This window comes from Terriglobales bacterium (assembly GCA_035764005.1).
Taxonomy (GTDB): domain Bacteria; phylum Acidobacteriota; class Terriglobia; order Terriglobales; family Acidobacteriaceae; genus Gp1-AA112.
The window spans coordinates 21163-42127 of the sequence record DASTZZ010000090.1 but is presented as its reverse complement, the minus strand read 5'-3'; the positions used below and the strand labels follow the sequence as shown (position 1 = coordinate 42127).

The following is a 20965-nucleotide window of genomic DNA, read 5'->3' as shown; positions in this document are numbered from 1 at the left end:
CATAACCGTGACCGGCAGCTCGAATAATGCAGTGAACTGGAGCGTGAACGGGGTGCAGGGCGGCGACGCCATCCATGGCACGATCGATGCCAACGGTCTCTACACAGCTCCGCTGTCGCCGCCGAGAGCTGGAATCACGGTTACAGCGACCTCCCAAGCCAACACTGCATTTTCACAATCAGCGCCGGTTACAGTGCAGTTTGGCAATGCAAGTCTAGGTGGCCCTAGTGGTGCTAGTGCTACATATGTGTTCTTTGCCAGCCGTCTCAGCGATAGTTCCGGTTCGGGATTCGAGTATCGAGCTGGTACGTTCGTCGCCGATGGCAAGGGCAATCTCACTGGAGGCATTAACGATGTCGCCCAAGGAACGGCGGGAACCCTGGGTAGCGGGTCGTACACCGTTGGCACGGACGGACGCGGCTCTTTGACGTTCAGTGACGATGGCGGCACACATACATTCTCGTTCGCTCTGACCTCCAATACTCGCGGTCAACTCATCGCTTTCGACTCCGGTCCGGTGACGTCCGGCTTCATTCGCCTGCAGGATCAGACCGCCGCAGCAAGTGCTCCGACCGGAACGTATGTGTTCGCAATGAGTGGTGACAGCGGAGGTCCAGCAGCAGCGGTCGGCCAGCTTGCGTTTGGCTCAAGCAGTGGAACGGAGGACCTTAATACGAACGGCGCGATCAGCAGTGTTCCACTTACGATTTCAAACTTGAGTTTGGGTATCGGCGGACGCGGCGGCCTGCAGATCAATGGGACGGGCTATGTTCTCTACGTCGTCGATGCTTCGACGCTGGTACTCCTGAACACCGGGGCCGGCAGCACTCATTTAGCAGGAGTTGCTTACGCCCAGTCCGGAACATTCTCCAACGCTTCATTGGGAACCAGCGCGTACATCGTCAGCGGGGTGACCAGCGGTAGCTCCCCAGAGGCTTACGCGCAAGCAGGGCGTTTCGATACGAATAGTGCAGGCACACTGATCAATGGCGTCCTCGATGTGACGACGGCGGGAGGAACGCCCGCAAATTCCCAATTTGGGTCTTCTGCTTCCTACACAGTGGACGCAACCGGACGCGGCATATTTTCCACCGGAGCTTCGGCTGGGAATACAAGCTTCATCTTCTGGCTGACATCTTCAAAACAGGGAGTAATCATGTCCGCCGATTCGGGCGGACCGGCGGCAACTGGTCTGTTGCTGCAGCAGCAGACTGGTATTCCCTCTGTTACTGGGGGCTTTGCTCTCGCTGTCGGAGGAACGGATGCAACCGGAGCCACGGTTCAAGCCAGAGCTGCTCAACTTACGATCGCCGGCTTTGGGCAATCGTCAGGAACACAGGATGTGAATGGGGGCGGGAGTAGCCTGACTGCGTTTCCAATCTCAGGCGCAGGGGTCACGATCTCGAACACCTCGACCGAGCATGGTACAGCGTCGATTCCTGGAGCAACGGTCGGCACTATCTCGATTCCCGGGCTGACGTTCAATGTGTATTTCGTCAGCGCCGACCGATTCCTGTTGTTATCGCCGGGGCAAGGCTCTCCCGCCTCACCGCCGGTTTTGTCTGGAATCGCAGAACGACAGTGCTCCGATTGCGCGTTTTGAATTTGGTATTTATGCGTCGTCTGTTTTGTCTTTTACCGCTTTTGCTGCTGGCGTGCATATCTTCCATGCACGCGCAGGAGCAGAACAAGCGCCTCATTCTCAAAGATGGCTCGTACCAGATCGCCACGAAATGGGAGATTCATGGCGATCGCGTTCACTTCTACAGCGCTGAGCGCTACGACTGGGAAGACATTCCTAAGAGTCTGGTCGATTGGGACGCGACTAACAAGTTCAACCAGCAGAATCCGCGTGGGGCGAACGTAAACGTCAGCCCTGACGAGGTGAAAGAAGTCGATGCGGAGGAGAAAGCGGAGCGCGAGAAGGAAGAAGCTGCGCGTCCGCTGGTCGCGCCTGGACTGCGTTTGCCGGACAGTGGCGGAGTCTTTCTCTTCGACACCTATCGCGGGCAGCCGCAGCTCGTCGAAATTCCTCAGAATGGCGGCGAGTTGAACAAGCAGACGGGAAGAAACATCATGCGCGCCGTGATCAATCCCATTCCCACTGGCTCGAAACAGAGCATCGATCTGAAAGGCGCGCACGCGAACGCGCAGGCTCACGAAGATATGCCGACGCTCTACGTCGACGTGACGCCATCTTCTACCGACACACAGGACAACAAGACGGCTTCCGAGCTGAACTCAGCCGATCGCTTCAAGATCGTGCGCGTGCAGGTGAAGAAGAACACGCGCGTGGTCAGCAACGTGAAGATTTCCCTTTTAGGGAAAGTCAGCAATCAGGAAGACATCATTCCAACCACCGCTGAACAGGTAAACGGCGGCGAGTGGCTGAAGCTCACGCCTCAGCATTCGCTCGAGCCGGGCGAGTATGCAGTGGTCGAAATGCTTGATCCAAAAACGATCAACATGTTCGTGTGGGACTTCGGCGTCAATCCAAACGCCCCGGCGAATGCGACGGCGTGGGTGCCTCAGGCCACGAAGGGGAAAGCTCCGGTTGCGAATCCTTCTTTGAATACGCGACCCAAGTAAAGCATTGAACACGGAGGACGCGGAGGGCGCAGAGGAAATCGTGGGCTGCAACTAGCTTGGCGTGCTTCGCAAGCGCTCCAGCTTAAGTAACCGTTCCTAACAATAGACACTGTCATCCCTCAGGCTGCCGATTGAGTGTTTACGTTTCGTTAACGATGGCGCGGCCTGGGGGATCTGCTGTTCGCGAGAACTAACGCAACAACAGATCCCCCGCGCAGCGAAAACAATGTATTGGAGTCGTTATCAGTTTGGCGGCTGCGCGAGGGATGACAGTGGGTAACTAATTGGCGATCACAACAGAGAATTTACGAGGAGCAGAGTAGGCATCCTCGAAGAGCATCGATCCTCTGTGACCTCCGTGCTCTCCGTGTTCAACCTTTGAAGATGCTTACTGCAGCATGCCCTGCTGGGCGACGGCGATGTTATCGCGGGTGGAGTTCTTGACCATGTACATCATCTCGTCGGCCTGACGAATGATTTCGTGCGCGCTCTTCGCGTCTTCGGGGTAGGTGGCAACGCCCATGCTGGCGCGCACGTTGAGGTTCAGCTTTTCTTCTTCGAGGAACGTGGAGCTGCGTAGAACGTTGAGCAAACGCAGGGCTACCACCATCGCCGAATCTTTTCCCGTTTGGGGAAGGAGCACGACGAATTCGTCGCCGCCGTAGCGGAAAGCGTAGTCGATCAGGCGCAGGTGGCTCTTGATGGTGTAGCCGATCTCGGCCAGCAGCTTGCTGCCGATCAGGTGCCCGTGCGTGTCGTTGACCTGCTTGAAATGATCGAGGTCGATGAAGACGACGCTGAACTCGTAGTTGAAGCGATGCGAGCGATAGACCTCAGCTTCGAGCGTCTTGTACAGATGTCGTGCGTTGTAGAGGCCGGTGCAATCGTCGGTGATCGTGAGTTCCTGGATCTTCTCGACTGCGCGCGCGTTTTCAATAGCAATTGCCGCGTAGTCGCAAAGCGCGTGCAGAAAGAACATCTCGTTGTCGGAGAAGCTCTCCATGGCGCAGTTGATGAGTTGGATCACGCCGAGCACGCGATGCTTCGATTTGAGCGGCACGCAGATGATCGAGCGCGTCTGCCACTTGGTCATTTCATCGATGCGCTTGGCGAAACGAGGATCGTTGTAGACATCCGGAACGAGGAGCGACTCGCCGTGTTTCGCGACCCATCCGGCGATGCCTTCTCCCACTTTGAGACGGATGCTCTTGAGCGCGTCGGCCGCGTCGCCAACCGCTATGGCGAAGTAGAGCTCGTCTTTTTGCTCATCGACCATCAGGAGCGACCAAGTGTCGGGCCGGAAGAAGACGGCCATCTTCTCCATGATGGTTTGCAGAATAGAATCGAGGTTCAGCGAAGACGTGAGGGCTTTGGCGACATCATGGAAGATGCTGATCTCTTCCATCTGCCGTTTGCGGTCGGTAGCGGTGGCCTCAGTCATTGCTCTTGATCGGGGGAGAATCCGGCATACCGAGTTCGCAGGACGGCTCCCTCCACTTCAGATAAACGTCATTATCCTTTAGACTCAAAAAGAGATATAGCCTGCATTACATGAAAAGTAAACATTACCTTGGCATATCCGTTTGACACATTCCGGGGGCACTCCTATTATCGGGCGACTTGCGGGCCGTTTGGCCTCGGCAAATAACGCGTAAGTTAAAGAATCACAAAGAGATAGTGCAACGAGAGACGGCAATGAGTGGCTTTGGCGAGCGGCTTCGGCGACAGCGCGAAATGCGCGGCGTTTCGCTTGAGGAAATCTCAAAATCCACCAAAATCGGCACTCGATCGCTCAAAGCCATCGAGGATGAGGACTTTGAGAAGCTGCCTGGCGGCATTTTCAACAAAGGCTTCGTCCGCGCCTATGCGCGTTTTCTCGGACTCGACGAAGAACAGATTGTCGGAGACTTCGAGGAGGCCTGGAATGCATATGAGGCTGAGCGCACTCCCCAGGTGTTTGCTGTTCCAGAAGAGGAAACCAGGCCCTCGAGTTCGGGCTGGGGTTGGATTTCCGTTCTTGTTATCGTCTTCGCTGGAATTGGTGGATGGTACGGCTATCAGCGCATGCACGCTCCAGGGGCGGTCGCTCCTCAGGTAGTCGCTCCACAGACATCACAGCCGGATACCTCGACGTCCTCTTCGGCTTCCGACATCAATCAGAATCATCCTGCAGTCCAAGTGCCGAGTGCACCTGCTTCGGAGCCGGTTCAAAATGGGAAGGCGAATCAATCGCCGACAGCAAACCAGTCAATGCCAGAGCCGAAGACCACAGTTTCGGGCACATCCGCTGAAGTCAGCCCAAGCAAGTCTCCGGTGTCCACAGCTGCTCCCGCTAAGTCACAGCCGGCGGCGATTCGGTTACAGGTGTTTGCCCGCGAGGATTCATGGTTATCAGTTTCTGCGGACGGCAAGGATCTCGGACAGGGAATTCTGACCGCGCAGAAGACGCGATCAATCCGCGCGCAGAAGGAAGTACGGCTGAAAATCGGGAACCTCGGAGGAGTTGAAATCTCGTTTAACGGCCAGCCAGTGAACCTGGACGGGCAGCCGAACGAAGTCAAAGAGCTCACCTTTACCGCCGAAGGCCTCCAACGCTAGCCCCGTTCGCTGTTTGTTTTCTGCTGTCCAGCAGCCAAATTGCGCCGCACATGGAATGTTGCATCTCTAGTCTAAGTAGAAGTGCTTATAATCACTTACGGCTAAAGAGAGTTCTTGCGCAGGGCACGGGGGTTTGTTAAGGTACTTAGGACAGCCAAGAAGTCACCGTCCCTCGTGTGAGTCTTCCCACGCTCGATTCCCCTGGCGCAAATAGCCGCCGATTATCAGCACTGGAGGAGTACCAGATTGTCTTCGCGTAATCGTTTCCTATTCACCTCTGAGTCGGTGACGGAAGGTCATCCCGACAAGATCGCCGACCAGATCTCCGACGCGATTCTCGATGCTTGTCTCGAGCACGATCAATACAGCCGCGTTGCCTGCGAAACGCTGTTGACCACCGGATTGGCATTCATCGCCGGTGAGATCACAACTAAAGCTTATGTCGACTTTCCTTCTATCGTGCGGGGCACCGTGACAGCGGTGGGCTATACCGACGCGTCATTCGGCTTCGATTCGCAGACCTGTTCTGTCATCTCGTCGATCCACGAGCAGTCGCCGGATATCGCGATGGGAGTCGATCCCGGCGGCGCCGGGGATCAAGGCATGATGTTTGGATACGCCACCAATGAGAACGACGACTACATGCCGACGCCGATCTCACTGGCCCACAAGCTCACCCGCCGCCTCTCTGATGTTCGCAAAAACGGTTCTCTCGATTTCCTCCGACCCGACGGCAAATCCCAGGTCACAGTCGAATACGACGCCAATCATAAGCCGGTCCGCGTAGACGCGGTGGTGATCTCCACGCAGCATTCCGAGACGGTCGACAATCGCCGCCTTCGCTCCGAGGTTCTGGAGCAGGTGATCCAGGCTGCCATTCCCGAGCATCTTCTCGATGCCGATACCAAGTACCACATCAATCCCACCGGACGCTTTGTAGTCGGTGGACCAATGGGAGACACCGGACTCACAGGACGCAAGATCATCGTCGATACCTACGGCGGCATGGGTCGCCACGGCGGCGGCGCATTCTCGGGCAAGGATCCGACAAAGGTTGATCGTTCGGCCTGCTACATGGCGCGTTACATCGCCAAAAACATCGTGGCTGCCGGCCTCGCCGATCGTTGCGAAGTGCAGTTGGCGTATGCGATCGGCATTGCTGATCCAGTCAGCGTGCTCGTGCAGACCTTCGGAACCGGTAAGCTGCCGGAGTCCCAAATCGAGAATCTCGTGCGCGAACACTTCAAGCTCACGCCTAAAGGGATCATCGAATCGCTGAATCTGCGCCGTCCGATTTACAAGAAGACCGCCGCATACGGCCATTTCGGACGCAAGGAATCAGAATTCACATGGGAGGCGACCGACAAGGCCGCAGCTCTTAAGGGCGCTGCAGCTTCGGGAAAGAGCGCTGCAATCGCAAAATAGTCGTTTAAGTCTTGTCATTCCGAGCGTAGCGGGGAATCCCTACCATCGTCGAGATCCATAGGGATTCCTCACCGCCAAAATCGGGCGGTTCGGAATGACAAAGGAAACGAGTACAAGGAGATCATGGCTACAGCAATCGCAACCCAAGTTCCTTTCGACGTGAAAAGCATGGAGCTTGCCGATCAGGGCAAGCGACGCATCGAGTGGGCCAATCAATCGATGCCCGTGCTGCAAAGCATCCGCAAAGAGTTCATCAAGAATCAGCCGCTGAAAGGCATTCGCATTTCGGCTTGCCTGCACGTGACAACGGAGACCGCGAACCTCGCAATTACGCTGCGCGACGGGGGAGCCGACGTCGTTCTCTGCGCGTCAAACCCGCTGAGCACGCAGGACGATGTGGCAGCCTCGCTGGTGCGCGACTACAACATCTCGACCTTCGCGATTAAAGGCGAAGACAACGATTCCTACTACTCGCACATCCTCAGCGCGCTCGATCACAAGCCGCACCTCACGATGGACGATGGCGCCGATCTCGTCACGACAGCCTTGACCAAGCGTCAGGATGTGGTGGACGGAATCATTGCGGGCACCGAAGAAACTACGACGGGTGTGATTCGACTACGCGCGATGGCGAAAGAAGGCGCGCTGCGGTATCCGATCATCGCCGTGAACGATGCCGAAACCAAGCACATGTTCGACAATCGCTACGGCACCGGACAGTCCACGATCGATGGCGTGATCCGCTGCACCAACACGCTGCTCGCCGGTTCCAAGTTCGTCATCGCCGGCTACGGATGGTGCGGACGCGGTCTGGCATCCCGCGCAAAGGGCATGGGCGCGGACGTGATCGTAACGGAAATCGATCCGACCAAGGCGCTCGAAGCCGTTATGGATGGCTTCCGTGTGATGTCGATGGCGGATGCCGCCAAAATCGGCGATGTCTTCGTGACCGTTACCGGCAACAAGAACGTGATCGCCCGCGAGCACTTTGAAGTGATGAAGAACGGCGCCGTCGTCGCCAACTCCGGACATTTCAACGTCGAGATCGATATTCCCGCTTTGGAAAAGCTCTCTTCTTCGAAGCGCCCAACCCGTGACTTCGTCGACGAGTACGCGATGAAGGACGGACGCAAGATCTATCTGCTGGGCGAAGGCCGACTGATCAATCTTGCCGCTGCCGAAGGCCATCCGGCTTCGGTGATGGACATGAGCTTCGCCAATCAGGCGCTCTCCTGCGAGTACCTGGTGAAGAACTACAAATCTCTCGAAAAGAAAGTCTTCGCGGTACCGGTGGAACTCGACAAGCGCGTAGCCCGCTTGAAGCTCGAAGCCATGGGCATCAAGATCGACAAGCTCACGCCGCAGCAGGAAGAGTACCTCGCAAGCTGGAGCGAAGGGACATAGTCGGTTTTCGTCTTAACAGCGCCGGACGTCGAGTCCGGCGTTTTTCTTTTCTAACGCGTCTGAAAATTGAAAACGGAGGACACGGAGGTCACAGAGGATAAGAACAAGTTTTAGTCGTTCTCTCAATTTCCTTAGAACTGGGCGACCAGCAGTCAATCAACACCAGCACTCCTCCGTGTTCCTCCGTGTCCTCCGTGTTCAATCATTTGTGGGATCGGCGGAAGCGACAAACTAGTTTCCATCGCCGATTTCCATTGCGCTCTATAGCACTTTCTCAGTAAGCTTTCGCCATGCAACTCACCTGGCTTGATTGGTCGGCAATCGTCGGCTATCTCGCGATCACGATTCTCATGGGGCTGTACTTCCGCCGCCGTTCCGGCAGCAGCCTGGAAGAGTACTTCGTCTCTGGGCGCTCGGTCTCATGGTGGCTGGCGGGAACATCGATGGTTGCAACTACCTTCTCCGCCGACACGCCGCTTCTCGTCACGGGACTTGTATACACGCAAGGCATCGCCGGCAACTGGCTGTGGTGGTCGTTCCTGCTTTCAGGAATGATGACCGTGTTCCTCTTCGCTCGACTCTGGCGACGATCGGGCCTGCTCACAGACGTTCAATTCGCGGAGATGCGGTATTCCGGCAAGCCAGCCGCGTTTCTGCGAGGATTTCGCGCCGTCTACATCGGCCTGCTGATGAACTGCCTGATTCTTGGCTGGGTGACGAAGGCGATGATCAGCATTGTGAGCGTCGTCATGGGGGTGAGCGAGCACACAGCACTGGCGATTTGCATTTTTATCATCGTTCCCTTTACGGGTCTCTACGTTGCCATCGGCGGACTCTGGGGCGTGCTGTGGACCGACTTATTCCAGTTCATTCTCAAAATGGGAGTGGTGATTGCCGTCGCTTACTACGGAGTCAGTGCCGCCGGTGGCATGCACGCTTTACTCAGCAAATTGAAACTGGCGCAACCTCCTGCTTCCGGCATTGCACACGGCAATCCGCTCAAATTCTTCCCAGACTTCGCTAATGGACTCACTGGACAAACCTGGTGGACTCTTCCAGTCATTACGCTGCTGATCTACCTGGGCGTGCAATGGTGGGCATTCTGGTACCCCGGTGCTGAGCCTGGCGGCGGAGGATACATCGCGCAGCGCATCTTCAGCGCTAAGAACGAACGCGAAGGATTGCTCTCGGTTCTCTGGTTCAACATCGCACATTACGCGATTCGTCCGTGGCCGTGGATTCTGGTCGGACTGGTTGCGATTGTGCTGTATCCGAATCTGGATGCCTCTGCGGTCGGCCGTCATCCGGAAGACGGATACATGCTGGTGCTCACGCATTACTTGCCGGCTTCGTTACGCGGACTCGCAGTCGCCGGATTCCTTGCAGCGTTCATGTCGACGATTGCCACGCAGCTCAACTGGGGAGCGTCCTATCTTGTAGCTGACTTCTACAAGCGCTTTATCAAGCCGGAAGGATCGCAGAAACACTATGTTGTCGCATCACGGGTAGTCACGGTCTTCCTGGTGATCTGCGCAGCTTTCGTTGCGGCGCAGCTTGCTTCGATTCAGGCTGGATGGCAATGGGTTCTTGAACTCAGCGCGGGCACAGGCGCGGTCTATCTCCTACGCTGGTATTGGTGGCGCATCAATGCCTGGAGCGAGATCACGGCGATGATCGTCGCCCTCGTCACTTCCCTGCTGCTGCGCTTTGCGAATCCCTTTACCGGCAATGCGCCGGTGCTATTCGCGAAGACTGCCGGCACTACAACGGTCGTGACCACCATCGCCTGGATCGTTGTTACGTATTTGACCAAGCCGGTGAGTCAGGAAGTTCTTGTGACTTTCTACCGGCACGTTCGTCCAGACGTGCGCGGGTGGAAGCACATCGCGGCCATCGCACACGACATAAAGCCCACGCGCGATCTCGGACGCAACCTCGGTCTTTGGCTCCTCGGTTGCGCGATGGTGTACTCGTTCCTTTTCGGATCCGGTTACGCGATTCTCGGACAGGCAGTTCGAGGAACGGTGCTGCTCATCGTCGGTACGATTTGTCTTGTGCTGTTGCTGAAACAATTGCGCTCGTTTGTAGCTGAGCCTGAGCCGGAACGCAGACACGTTGAGACGGCTGCGTTCATCAGCCACTAACTCGGGCACCGACCACCGCAGCAAAATCAAACTTTGGCCAGCGCCAACACCTGCCCGGGAGAGTATCCGCTCTCTCGCAGATGCCGGATGCTGAGCGAATCGTGCCGCTTGGCCAGACGCACTCCTTGTTCGTCGCGCACCAGTTCGCAATGGAAATAGTGTGGGATGTTCAATCTCAAAGCCTGAGAAAGAAGAATCTGCCGCGCCGTCGATTTCAGCAGATCGGCTCCGCGAACGACTTCGGTAATCCGCATGGCCGCGTCGTCCACTACGACTGCCAGCTGATACGCGGGCACATCATCGCGGCGCCACACCAGAAAGTCTCCAAAATCCTTGCCTGCAATGTACCGTTTTGGGCCGAGATTCAGGTCACTGAAAGTGATCGGCTCGCGGTCTGGAGCACGGAACCTCCAGTTCACGCCCAAAGGCGATGAGTAGGAATCGGCGGAGCGGTTCCGGCAGGTCCCCGGATACAGAGGTTCGTCATCCGCCTCATTGTTGGGAGCATTGGCGGATTGCGCAAGATCCTTTCGAGAACATGTGCAGGGATAGATCGCACCCGCATCGCGCAATCGCTGCCAAGTTTCGAGGTACCAGCGGCGCCGCTCGCTTTGCGAGTAGGGAGCATATGCTCCGCCACAATCCGGGCCCTCGCTCCAATGAATTCCCAGCCACTTGAGATCTTCAAACATGGCGGAGACGAACTCCGTTCGGCACCGTTGCGGATCGAGGTCTTCGTTGCGGAAGACTAGCGTGCCATTCTGGGATTTCGCACGTTGAGAAGCGATCCAGAAGGTGCGCGCATGGCCGACATGGAGAAGTCCGGTCGGAGAAGGCGCGAGGCGACCGCGATAGTGCGTCACTTCAGCTATGCAGTGCTGCCAAATCAACACTGCTTTCAGAAAGCTTGCTTAGCAGTTCCGGCGGGCCTTGTACGACGAATCGGCGGTGATAGAGCTCCAGTGCACGCAGTCCGCCGAGTTCTTCACCACCTCCGGCGCGTCCAGGGCCTCCGTGCAAGCAGTTCGGAATCACGTTGCCGTGCCCGGTGTGCTGAGCACCGACTGAGCTGTTTAGGACCATGATGCGGCCGTGCGTTGTCGCCAATCCGCGCGTTATTCCTTCTGTGAACCTGGCATCGTCAGAGTAGATGGAGGCGACCAATGAGCCGTGCCCGCGTCGAGCCAGCTCGATCGCCTCTTCAATGGTGTCATACGGCATTACGGTGGCTACCGGTCCGAAGACTTCGACTTCGTGAACAATTCTTCCTCGAAGCGGGTCGTCGCACCGCAGCAAGGTTGGTTGAACAAAGCAGGAGCTTCCCGGTTCAGCATCGATTGGTTGGAAGCCCTGATCTCCGCCAAAGATGACATTACATTCTCGGTTGAGCTCAGCGATGCCATCGAGCACCGCTTTCTGTTGAGCTTTGTTTACCAGTGGCCCGCATTTCACAGCTGCGTTTCGCGGATTCCCTACAGGAACACCTTTCAGAGCACTTGCAATGGCATCACACACCGGCACCAAGATTTTTCGCGGAACAAAGATGCGACGAATGGCCGTACATTTCTGGCCGGCTTTCTGGGTCATCTCCTTAAGAACTTCCTTCACCAGAAGCTCGAATGGCTGGGTGCCTGGAGCATCCTCTCCGAGAATGGCTGAATTTAAGCTATCGGCTTCGATGTTTACTCGGACCGAGCGACTGACAACCGCCGGATGCGTCTTGATCTTTGCAGCCGTCGCGGCCGAGCCGGTAAATGCGATCATGTCGTGCGCTGTGACATGATCCAGCAAGTCGCCAGGGGAGCCGCAGATCACCGACAGAGCGCCGTCAGGAAGAATACCTGCTTTGATCACGTCGTCGATCATCCGCTGGGCGAGCCACGCGGTCGGCGTAGCCGGCTTCACAACCACTGCGACTCCCGATAACAATGCGGGAGCTGCTTTCTCCCAAAGTCCCCAGGCAGGAAAATTGAACGCATTGATCAGAATGGCAGTGCCTTCGAGTGGTTTCAGAAAATGCTGACCTTGAAACACCCCGGTTTTTGAGAGCGGCACGGGACTGCCATCTTTGATCATTTCACCCGTGAGGTTTTGGCCCGCTTTGGCGTAGTGCTTGAGCGTGTAGATTGCGCCATCTACATCGAACGCGGCGTCGCCTTTGGTGGCTCCCATGTTTCTCAGGCAGATTTCGTAATACTCGTCGCGATGGCCGCTAAGTACTTCCGCGATCTTGGCCAGCAGTTCCGCTCGGTGCTGATAGGTGAGCCGCTGCAGCACTCGAGACCCGCGTTCCCGCGAAAACTCAAGCGCTTCAGCAAGATTAAGAGCGTCCGAGTTGGCATAGGCGAGGTGCTCGCCATTGACAGGATCGATCAGGGGAGCACCTTCGCCTCTGCCCTGCTTCCATTCCCCAGAAATGTAGTTGAATAAGATCAAAAATCGCTCCTGAACCGATTCTATCCGGCCGTGTACTTCGGACTAAAAGGAGCAACCTGGTGCGAGTCTTACAAAGGCGGCTTAGGAGCGCGATTCTGCACCAACTCTGCACAAAACCAGAGTAGCTGGCGTGTATTGGCAGAGCTGATTGAAGAAATTCAAAATTTATTCGTAAACAGACGGGCGGAGTTGAAGTACACTCACAGCAGTTGGTGTTCAGAAGTCCTGGGTTTTTCCACAGAACAACTTCCAGAGACTCTGGATGCATCTACTTTGCATTGTGAGTCCGTTGTAAGCAGGCGGACTACAGACAATAACCCCCTAAAACGTCTGAAAGTAGAGGGCTCCATGGTTTCCAAGTGTGCGAATCCTGCCTGCTCCACACCCTTTCACTATCTGCGGGAAGGCAAAATCTTCAAAATTGAAGTTGAGATTACGCCACCGATAACCTCGGAAGATACGATTGAACTTTCCGACGGGAGCAAAGTTCCGTTCCTCGTCGCAACACGCAAGCCCGGACGCAAGCTGGAGCACTTCTGGCTTTGCGGACCGTGTTCGCAACACATGAACCTCGTCTTCGACCGCGAGAACGGCGTGACGGTGATGCCGAAACGCTTCGCCCGCGCGGTCGCAGCGGCTGCTTCATAATGCAGTAAAAGGACAGAAAGCAAAGCCCGCCTCCTTGGCGGGCTTTTTGCTGCAGCACGATCTCCCAGTTTCCAGATCCTCACTTCAATGTGTGTTGAGAGTTTCTGGAAAAGGAAAAGGCCGCCGATCAGGCGGCCTTTTCCTCAGATTCGCTCTCCTTACAGAGTCGATTCGATCTCGAATCCCCAAGCTTCCAGCAGCGGTTCCGGAATGTACTTGGAGTTCTTATTTTTGCGTGCCCACTCGCGCAGGCGGGTGGAACGCAGGTATTGGTCGGGAAGAAGCTTGAACTCCTTCACGGCCTGTTCAAAGGACGTAACTACGGGAACTACCGGTCCGATCGGCTCCGGCTTTCCCCAGTTTGGATTTCCACGACGCTTAGCCATTAGTTCTACCTGCCTTTATATAATTAGTCTTTCGATGCTTCCTAACCCGTTTGGATTCAGATAAGCACGCCGGATTGGCCGAACAAGGCGTTGCTCCCTGAGAGCTCCAGAGGGGCCTGTAAAACCTCCGATTTTATGAAGAATTGCCCTAAAAAGCAATGAAAAATTGTATATTGCACATTCCATTGGGCATATCACTTAGTTCGTGAGACGCTGAAGTGAATCGTTTTACTAAGCGAACTGGGCCAGCTTACCAAGCGACAGGGTCAGCGGCGATCTGCGCTCAGCAGCATCGATCGTCAAAAGAACGATTTAATTGGAAAGACTTGCAGGATTACCTGAAATAGAGGTTTTTCTGCAGCTCATTCGCACAGCTTCAAGGCGGCGAAGATCCCGAACCAAACCAGTGTGATCGCGTGCCAATACCATGCGGTGATGTCGAGGGTGATGCGGCGCGATTCGAGGCCAGTTCCCGCCAAAGCTGTCAGCATCGCCCAGATCAAGACCAGCATACCGCCCAGCAGATGCAGACCATGGAGGCCAGTCAGAAAGTAATAAAACTGACTGCTGGGCCCGGAGCCCAGGTAAATCCCTTCAGCGCGAAGCTGCGTCCAGGCATAGAGCTGCCCGACCACGAAACCTGAAGCCAGTAAGAAGCTCAGGATTTCCCAAGGCAAGGCCTTGCGCAGCGTGGGACGCGAAATGCCCAGCCATTCGTCCATGAGGAGGTCTTCGCGAAAGTAGGCTTGCCGCGCAATCTCCAAAGTGATGCTGCTTAAAACCAACAGCAGCGTGTTCCACCACAACAGAGGAGGAACCGCGATCGGCTTCCACACCGAAACGTAAGCATGAACCACGGGATCGAAGATCAGCTGCTGGCGTCGCCAGAGATAGCCGATGACCAGGGTGACGAAGAGGCCGAGCGAGGTGGACATCATGATGGCGAGCCCGACTCGCGCTCGGTAGAGTCGTTCGCGCGGACCGCGTCGAGGTGACGCATCCCCCCACTCGCCTTCCCCACCTCCGCCGGTAGGAAGTTTGTGATCGGTACCGCGTCCGCCGGAATCAGGCGCGCTCGGTCTCGGGGGAGCTGTGGTTTTTACTGCTGGCATAAGAGCCGCCTGCATTGTCGATTGAATCATGAACTGAGGAGGGAAAGCCAGCGGGGAGGATCGGGTGATCTGGTGATCGGGTGATCGGGTCATCGGGTCATCGGGCGATCTGAATTCAAACCCAAACCGACGCGGCCTGCGATCACCGCAGCGTGGCAAGGTAGGCGAACGTTCTCTCTCCTTCCGGATTTATCCGCGTAGCAAGCATCCGCGTCGGTTTTGGTTTTCACTTCACCCGATCACCCGATCACCCGATGACCCGATGATCCGATTCCCTCGCCCCTGTCGAACGACATCGAGAAACATTTGGTGTATTCGCGTGTCGTTTGAAAGCTCGGGATGAAACGTCGCCGCCATGATCTTTCCCTGGCGTACCAAAACGGGATGGCCTTCGCGTTCGGCGAGCACTTCAACATCGCGACCGACTTGTTCAATTCGGGGAGCCCGGATGAAGACCATCTCAAGCGGCTCCCCGCCGAGTTTGGTCGGCGCAGCCATGATCGAGCTATCTATTTGCCGGCCGTAGGCGTTGCGTTGCACTGTGATGTCGAGCGCGCCAAGACTCTCCTGCGGCGGATTGGTCACGTTCCTGGCGAGCAAGATCGCGCCGGCGCAGGTACCGAATGCCGGCTTTTGTGAAACAAAAGATCGCAGTTTCCCGAGGAATCCCTCCCGTTCCAGGAATTTCAGAAAGGTCGATGACTCGCCTCCAGGGATCACCAGACCGTCGATGCCTTCGAGTTCTTCTGGCTTGCGCACGAGAACGGTGTGGACGCCGAGCGAGTTGAGCGTTTGCCGATGCGCATCGAAATCGCCTTGGAGGGCGAGGACACCTATTTTGAGATCAGAGTTTTTCAAAGGAAGTCGGGATAAATCGGGTGATCGGGTCATCTGGTGATCGGGTGAAGTGGAAGCACCAGGTGCACATCTTGGTTTTACTTCACCCGATGACCCGATGGCCAGATCACCCGATACCTTCACCAACCGCGCTTCTGCAGCATATCGGCTTCTGACATCGCGGCTACGGCTAGACCCTTCATGGCGCCAGTGCAGTCTTCGCTTGTTTCAAGCAGAACTTTCGGATCGTCGAAGTGCGTAGTCGCACGCACGATGGCGCGTGCGCGAATCTCAGCTTCTTTCGCTGGAGCAAAGTTGATGGAATCGGCCATGAAGATGCCCGAACCGACGAACACGGCTTCGGCGCCGAGCTGGCGAACCAGTGCCGCGTCGGCGGGAGTAGCAATACCGCCTGCGGAGAAATTCGGAACGGGGAGCTTTCCGCTTTTGGCAACCATCCGTACTAATTCGTATGGCGCGCGCAGCTCCTTCGCGGCTGCATAGAGCTCCTCTTCCCCGAGCACGGTAAGCGAGCGCATGTCTTTCACGATCTGCCGCATGTGCTTCACCGCGTGTACAACATCGCCGGTTCCGGCTTCGCCTTTGGTGCGGATCATGGCTGCGCCTTCGGCAATGCGTCGCAGAGCTTCGCCCAAATCGCGAGCCCCGCATACAAAAGGAACTTTGAAAGCATGCTTATCGACGTGATGAGATTCGTCGGCTGGAGTGAGAACTTCCGATTCGTCGATGTAATCGACGCCGAGCTCTTGCAGGACTTGTGCTTCGGTGAAGTGCCCGATGCGGCACTTTGCCATGACCGGAATGTCAACGCTCTTCATGATCTCGCGGATAACGGCAATCTTCGCCATGCGGGCGACGCCGCCCTCAGCGCGAATCTGCGCCGGCACACGCTCCAGCGCCATCACTGCCGCGGCGCCTGCCCGCTGTGCAATTTCGGCCTGTTGAGCGGTGGTCACGTCCATGATGACGCCGCCCTTCAGCATTTCCGCCAGACCTGTCTTCAGCCGCAAACCATTTCCGTTCATTTCAGACATAGCACTCTCCCAAACGCACCTCTCCCTCCGGTCTTGAGCGACTGGATGGAAGGGAATCTCTATTTTAGCAGCTTGGAACAGACGGTAAACAGTTAACAGTGATGCCGCTGAGGCGGAGGTTTAGAGCCTGTGAAACAGCACGAGTCTGAAACCGCGATGGAAGGTGCTCTCAGGTGCGAATGAGATTCGCACGCAGCCCAGTCTCGATTGAGCTTAGAGACCTTTCAGCCTTTGACCCTCAAGTCATGGCCAGTCATTTCTTTTGGCTGCGAGATTCCCAGCATTCCGAGCACAGTTGGCGAAATGTCTTGAAGCGCCCCTTCTGTACGTAATCGGAAATTGCTGTTCTGGTCGCTGACAACGATGAACGGCACAGGATTGATTGTGTGGGCAGTGTGAGGACCTCCGGTTACAGGGTCGATGAGCATTTCCGCGTTCCCGTGATCGGCGGTGACAATCATTGATCCGCCCTTCTGCCTGACGGCTTTGAAGATTCGTCCAAGGCAGGCATCGACAGTCTCCACGCCTTTCACCGTAGGCTCGATTTTCCCGGAATGGCCCACCATGTCGGCGTTCGCAAAATTGACGATGATCACCTGAAAGCTGCCGCGTTCTACTGCGTCCACGACCGCGTCGGCAATGCCTTCGGCGCTCATTTCGGGTTTGAGATCGTAGGTAGCGACCTTCTGCGAAGGAACGAGCACGCGCTCTTCTCCGGGAAAGGGCTGCTCGACGCCGCCGTTGAAGAAGTACGTAACGTGAGCATACTTCTCCGTTTCGGCAACGCGCAGATTGCGCAGACCTTCGCCTCCCATGACATTCGCAAGGATGTTCGTGAGTGAATCTGGTTGCACGACAAACGGAAGCTCGAACTGTTTGTCGTAGCGAGTCATGCAGATGTAAGTGAGCTTTCTGGGAGTCTCGCTGGCGGGAATCACTTTCTCCAGCGCTTCAGCATCAGGCAGATCACTTCCCTGCTGCTTGGTGATTCCGCTGTTGCGGGCCAGGACGCGCGTGATCTGCCGCGCGCGATCGGCGCGGAAGTTGAAGTTGATGCAACTATCGTCGTCGCGAATGGCGCCCAGGGGTTCGCCGCGGCTATCGACGCACGCGAACGGCACGATGAATTCGTCGGTTACGTCGCGATTGTACGATTCCTTGACTCCACGAACGGCATCGATGTACGTCCCGCCTTCGCCTTTGCCGTTGACCATTGCATCGTAGGCCTTGCGCTCGCGCTCCCAGCGCTTGTCGCGATCCATCGCGTAGTAGCGCCCGCTTACGCTCGCAACGTGTCCGCAGCCGAGTTCACGCATCTTCTGCTGAAGTTGCTCCAGGTATCCCGCACCGCTCGTGGGCAGCGTGTCGCGCCCATCCATAAAGGCATGCACGAATACCCGATCGACGCTATTTTGCTTGGCCATCCGCAGCAGTGCATAAAGATGATTTTGGTGCGAATGCACTCCGCCGTCTGAAAGCAAGCCGAAGATGTGGAGTCGCCGTCCGCCCGAGCGAGCATTCTTCATCGCCGCGAGCAGCGCGGGATTGGAGAAAAACTCGCCGTTCTCGATCATCACGTCAATCTTGGTGATGTCCATGTAGACGACGCGGCCGGCACCAATGTTCAGATGGCCGACTTCGCTGTTGCCCATTTGCCCGGTCGGAAGGCCGACGTATCGGCCGCTGGTGTGGACCAGCGTGCTGGGAAACTCGCGCAACAAAGCGTCGTAATTGGGCTTGCGCGCGAGAGCAATGGCGTTGGCTTTGGTTTCAGCGCGATATCCCCAACCATCGAGGATCGTAAGAACCAGGGGAGTATTTTTCATTTCGGGAATTATTGTCCGGTCGGTATGTGCTCCGCAGTAGCCGAAGACGTTTTGTCGTAGCCCTTTTCGCGCAGCTTGCGCATAGCGCGATCGGCGACCGTGCGTCCCCATTCCTGACCGGCGTCGATCGCTTCGGCAGAGAGCTTAGGCAACACCTTGATCGTCTTTTGGCCCACAGGCGTTTGATAAAAGTGCGTCAGTTCCTGGATCTCCTCGTGGGTGTAGTACTTGTCATAGATTGGGATCACAAGATCGACCAGTTCATCGGAATGAACTTCATGCACGAATGTGTCCCAGAACTCTTCTGGTACTTGCGGATAACTCGCCTTCAACGGTTCAATCATCTTTTGAAGAGCATCAGCGGAAATATTCGCTGCTCCCGTGAGTTCAATCAGCTTGCGAATGTCGGCGCGCTTCGCGGCACGTTCGGCGTCAGTTTGCGGCACCGCCTGCGTTGTGGATCTCTGAGCAGGAGTCTGGGCCACGGCTGCCATTGAGCTGAGCAGAACAAGAACGTAAATCGCAAGTGCTTGTTTCATACAAACATCCTTTGGAGCGCTAGGCTGCTCCTGCTTTCTTTCCAAGTTCTCCGTGATAATTCAAGGCCTCAATGCCGAGGAATCCAGCGGCGCGTCCGAGATCTTCCTCAATGCGGAGCAGTTGGTTGTATTTCGCAATTCTGTCCGTACGCGAGGCGGATCCGGTCTTAATCTGTCCAACACCAGTGGCGACGGCCAGATCAGCGATGAACGTGTCTTCGGTCTCGCCCGAGCGATGGCTGATGATCGCCGTGTAGCCATTTCGACGCGCAAGCTCGATGGCTTCGAGCGTTTCTGTCACGGTTCCAATTTGGTTCACCTTGATGAGAATGCTGTTGGCGCAATCCTCATCGATGCCACGCTGTAGCCGTTCCGTATTGGTAACGAAGAGATCGTCGCCAACAAGCTGCACCGTCTGCCCGATTTCTTTGGTCAGCGCTTTCCAACCTTCCCAATCATCCTCCGCCAGGGCATCTTCGATCGAGACGATCGGATATTTCTTTACCCAGTCAGACCAGAAGCGCACCATCTGCGTGGAATCTTTAGTGCTCTTGTCCGACTTCTTGAATACGTACTTGCCATCGCTGTATAGCTCGCTGACTGCGGGATCGAGAGCAATCGCAATCTGCTCGCCTGCGGTGTAGCCGGCTTTCTCGATAGCCTCCAGGATCACCTCAATGGCCTCAACATTCGACTTCAAGGAAGGAGCAAAGCCACCTTCGTCACCGACGGCGGTGTTGTAACCGCGTTTCTTCAATACGCCTTTGAGAGTGTGAAAAACTTCCGTTCCCCAGCGCAAAGCATCGGCGAATGTCTCTGCGCCAATGGGCATGGCCATGAATTCCTGGAAATCGACGTTGTTGTCTGCGTGCGCACCGCCATTGATGATGTTCATCATTGGCACCGGCAGGATGTTGGCATTCACACCGCCGAGATAGCGATACAGCGGAACCTTGAGATCGTTTGCAGATGCTCGGGCGCATGCCATGGAAACCGCGAGAATTGCGTTGGCTCCCAGCTGTCCCTTATTGGGAGTGCCGTCAAGTTCGATCATGGTGCCGTCGATTACACGCTGAACGCTTGCATCCATGCCGCTGAGCGCAGGCGCGATCGCGCTCTCGATGTTCTCCACGGCTTTCAGAACACCTTTGCCTAGATAGTGTTGCGGATCGTTGTCGCGCAACTCCACCGCTTCATGTTCTCCGGTCGAGGCCCCACTGGGGACAGCAGCGCGTCCGATCGTGCCGCTCGTTAACAGAACATCGCATTCCACGGTCGGATTGCCGCGCGAATCGAGAATCTCACGCGCCCGAATCTCCTGAATCTCGCTCATCTTGCTCCTCTTTATGATTGCGTTCGTTGCCTCATCGTCTCGTCCCGTGAACACAACCTCGCCTGCGGACGAATGGATTGTCGTGACCAGGTCAGACATGCGCGAATGCGCGAAACAGCGCAAAACAGCGATTATAAATGTCGCTGCGATTTCACCGCCCCCGTAGCCTTGCGCTATAGTTCTGAAGGTCCCGCGAAAAGCACATGACTGAGCTTGCGAATAAAACGTGCGTTCCCTGCAAAGGCGGAGTTCCACCGCTCAAGGGCAAGGAACTCGCCGATCTGGCGCGCCAGGTGCGTGGATGGAAAGTCGTTGAAGAGCACCATATCGAGAAGAGTTATAACTTCTCCGATTTTGTAAGCGCGCTCGAATTTGTGAAGGCAATCGGCGCAGTCGCCGAAGAGCAGGGACACCATCCCGACATCCTCCTACGTTGGGGACGCGTGACCGTCACGATCTGGACCCACAAGATCGACGGACTCACCGAGAGCGATTTCATTCTTGCGGCCAAAATCGATGAGATTCCGCGGCCACAGATTAGCTCCTGAGGGATAGCTGCTTAGCTTCTAAGCGGCTGAGCTTCTCAGCCCTAAACCGCAGGCCTGTTCTTCCCGGATAACCGCATAACTTCAT

18 protein-coding genes are annotated in these 20965 nt (G+C 56.2%); 8 read left to right on the top strand and 10 right to left on the bottom strand.

The genetic code is table 11. The annotated features are described in order from the left end of the window. Together VFU50_14725 and VFU50_14720 are read left to right on the top strand one after the other, a co-directional pair. Window positions 1-1603: hypothetical protein (locus VFU50_14725; GenBank protein HEU5234115.1), on the top strand; the 1603-nt coding region annotated here is incomplete at its 5' end. 11 nt (window positions 1604-1614) lie between these two features. Beyond that, on the top strand, window positions 1615-2589 hold the full coding sequence (locus VFU50_14720; GenBank protein HEU5234114.1) for a hypothetical protein: 975 nt from the start codon (window positions 1615-1617) through the stop codon (window positions 2587-2589). A gap of 388 nt (window positions 2590-2977) precedes the next feature. Here the strand turns inward: VFU50_14720 and VFU50_14715 are convergent, their stop codons facing one another. Continuing rightward, complete coding sequence (locus VFU50_14715) at window positions 2978-4030, bottom strand: sensor domain-containing diguanylate cyclase (protein ID HEU5234113.1); 1053 nt, start codon at window positions 4028-4030, stop codon at window positions 2978-2980. A 254-nt stretch (window positions 4031-4284) separates the two neighbouring features. Between VFU50_14715 and VFU50_14710 the strand changes: the two genes are divergently transcribed. The 4 genes from VFU50_14710 to VFU50_14695 all read left to right on the top strand — a co-directional run bounded on the left by VFU50_14710 (window position 4285) and on the right by VFU50_14695 (window position 10160). Further along, window positions 4285-5187 carry a RodZ domain-containing protein gene (locus tag VFU50_14710; protein HEU5234112.1) on the top strand — a complete coding sequence of 301 codons (903 nt, stop codon included), beginning with the start codon at window positions 4285-4287 and terminating at the stop codon, window positions 5185-5187. 246 nt (window positions 5188-5433) lie between these two features. Further along, window positions 5434-6612: a methionine adenosyltransferase gene (gene metK / locus VFU50_14705; protein ID HEU5234111.1), complete on the top strand. Its 1179-nt coding sequence runs from the start codon at window positions 5434-5436 to the stop codon at window positions 6610-6612. A gap of 123 nt (window positions 6613-6735) precedes the next feature. Then, entirely contained in the window at window positions 6736-8016 is a 1281-nt protein-coding gene (gene ahcY, locus VFU50_14700; protein HEU5234110.1) for an adenosylhomocysteinase, read from the top strand. A gap of 290 nt (window positions 8017-8306) precedes the next feature. After that, entirely contained in the window at window positions 8307-10160 is a 1854-nt protein-coding gene (locus VFU50_14695) for a sodium:solute symporter family protein (protein HEU5234109.1), read from the top strand. Window positions 10161-10186: 26 nt separating this feature from the next. On the opposite strand, the gene gluQRS is transcribed toward VFU50_14695, so the two are convergent. Both gluQRS and VFU50_14685 read right to left on the bottom strand, forming a co-directional pair. Then, on the bottom strand, window positions 10187-11023 hold the full coding sequence (gene gluQRS / locus VFU50_14690; protein HEU5234108.1) for a tRNA glutamyl-Q(34) synthetase GluQRS: 837 nt from the start codon (window positions 11021-11023) through the stop codon (window positions 10187-10189). Window position 11024: 1 nt separating this feature from the next. Further along, the gene (locus VFU50_14685; GenBank protein ID HEU5234107.1) at window positions 11025-12596 is read right to left on the bottom strand and encodes a 3,4-dehydroadipyl-CoA semialdehyde dehydrogenase; all 1572 of its coding nucleotides are present in this window, start codon (window positions 12594-12596) and stop codon (window positions 11025-11027) included. 348 nt (window positions 12597-12944) lie between these two features. Between VFU50_14685 and VFU50_14680 the strand changes: the two genes are divergently transcribed. Next, window positions 12945-13244 (top strand): hypothetical protein, encoded by a 300-nt coding sequence (locus VFU50_14680; GenBank protein HEU5234106.1) that lies wholly within the window; start codon window positions 12945-12947, stop codon window positions 13242-13244. Window positions 13245-13402: 158 nt separating this feature from the next. On the opposite strand, the gene VFU50_14675 is transcribed toward VFU50_14680, so the two are convergent. The 7 genes from VFU50_14675 to eno all read right to left on the bottom strand — a co-directional run bounded on the left by VFU50_14675 (window position 13403) and on the right by eno (window position 20332). Next, window positions 13403-13630 carry a hypothetical protein gene (locus tag VFU50_14675; GenBank protein ID HEU5234105.1) on the bottom strand — a complete coding sequence of 76 codons (228 nt, stop codon included), beginning with the start codon at window positions 13628-13630 and terminating at the stop codon, window positions 13403-13405. 362 nt (window positions 13631-13992) lie between these two features. Then, a complete protein-coding gene (locus VFU50_14670) occupies window positions 13993-14835 on the bottom strand; it encodes a cytochrome c oxidase subunit 3 (protein HEU5234104.1) in 843 nt (280 codons plus the stop codon). 138 nt (window positions 14836-14973) lie between these two features. Beyond that, a complete protein-coding gene (pdxT, locus tag VFU50_14665) occupies window positions 14974-15600 on the bottom strand; it encodes a pyridoxal 5'-phosphate synthase glutaminase subunit PdxT (GenBank protein HEU5234103.1) in 627 nt (208 codons plus the stop codon). Window positions 15601-15719: 119 nt separating this feature from the next. Then, window positions 15720-16625, bottom strand: coding sequence for a pyridoxal 5'-phosphate synthase lyase subunit PdxS (gene pdxS, locus VFU50_14660; protein ID HEU5234102.1), 906 nt, complete (start codon window positions 16623-16625; stop codon window positions 15720-15722). Window positions 16626-16858: 233 nt separating this feature from the next. Continuing rightward, a complete protein-coding gene (gene gpmI / locus VFU50_14655; protein HEU5234101.1) occupies window positions 16859-18460 on the bottom strand; it encodes a 2,3-bisphosphoglycerate-independent phosphoglycerate mutase in 1602 nt (533 codons plus the stop codon). Window positions 18461-18468: 8 nt separating this feature from the next. Next, complete coding sequence (locus tag VFU50_14650) at window positions 18469-18999, bottom strand: DUF2059 domain-containing protein (GenBank protein ID HEU5234100.1); 531 nt, start codon at window positions 18997-18999, stop codon at window positions 18469-18471. 19 nt (window positions 19000-19018) lie between these two features. Continuing rightward, the gene (gene eno, locus VFU50_14645; protein HEU5234099.1) at window positions 19019-20332 is read right to left on the bottom strand and encodes a phosphopyruvate hydratase; all 1314 of its coding nucleotides are present in this window, start codon (window positions 20330-20332) and stop codon (window positions 19019-19021) included. A 203-nt stretch (window positions 20333-20535) separates the two neighbouring features. On the opposite strand from eno, the gene VFU50_14640 reads away from it, so the two are divergent. After that, window positions 20536-20880 carry a 4a-hydroxytetrahydrobiopterin dehydratase gene (locus tag VFU50_14640; GenBank protein ID HEU5234098.1) on the top strand — a complete coding sequence of 115 codons (345 nt, stop codon included), beginning with the start codon at window positions 20536-20538 and terminating at the stop codon, window positions 20878-20880. Window positions 20881-20965 lie beyond the last annotated feature (85 nt).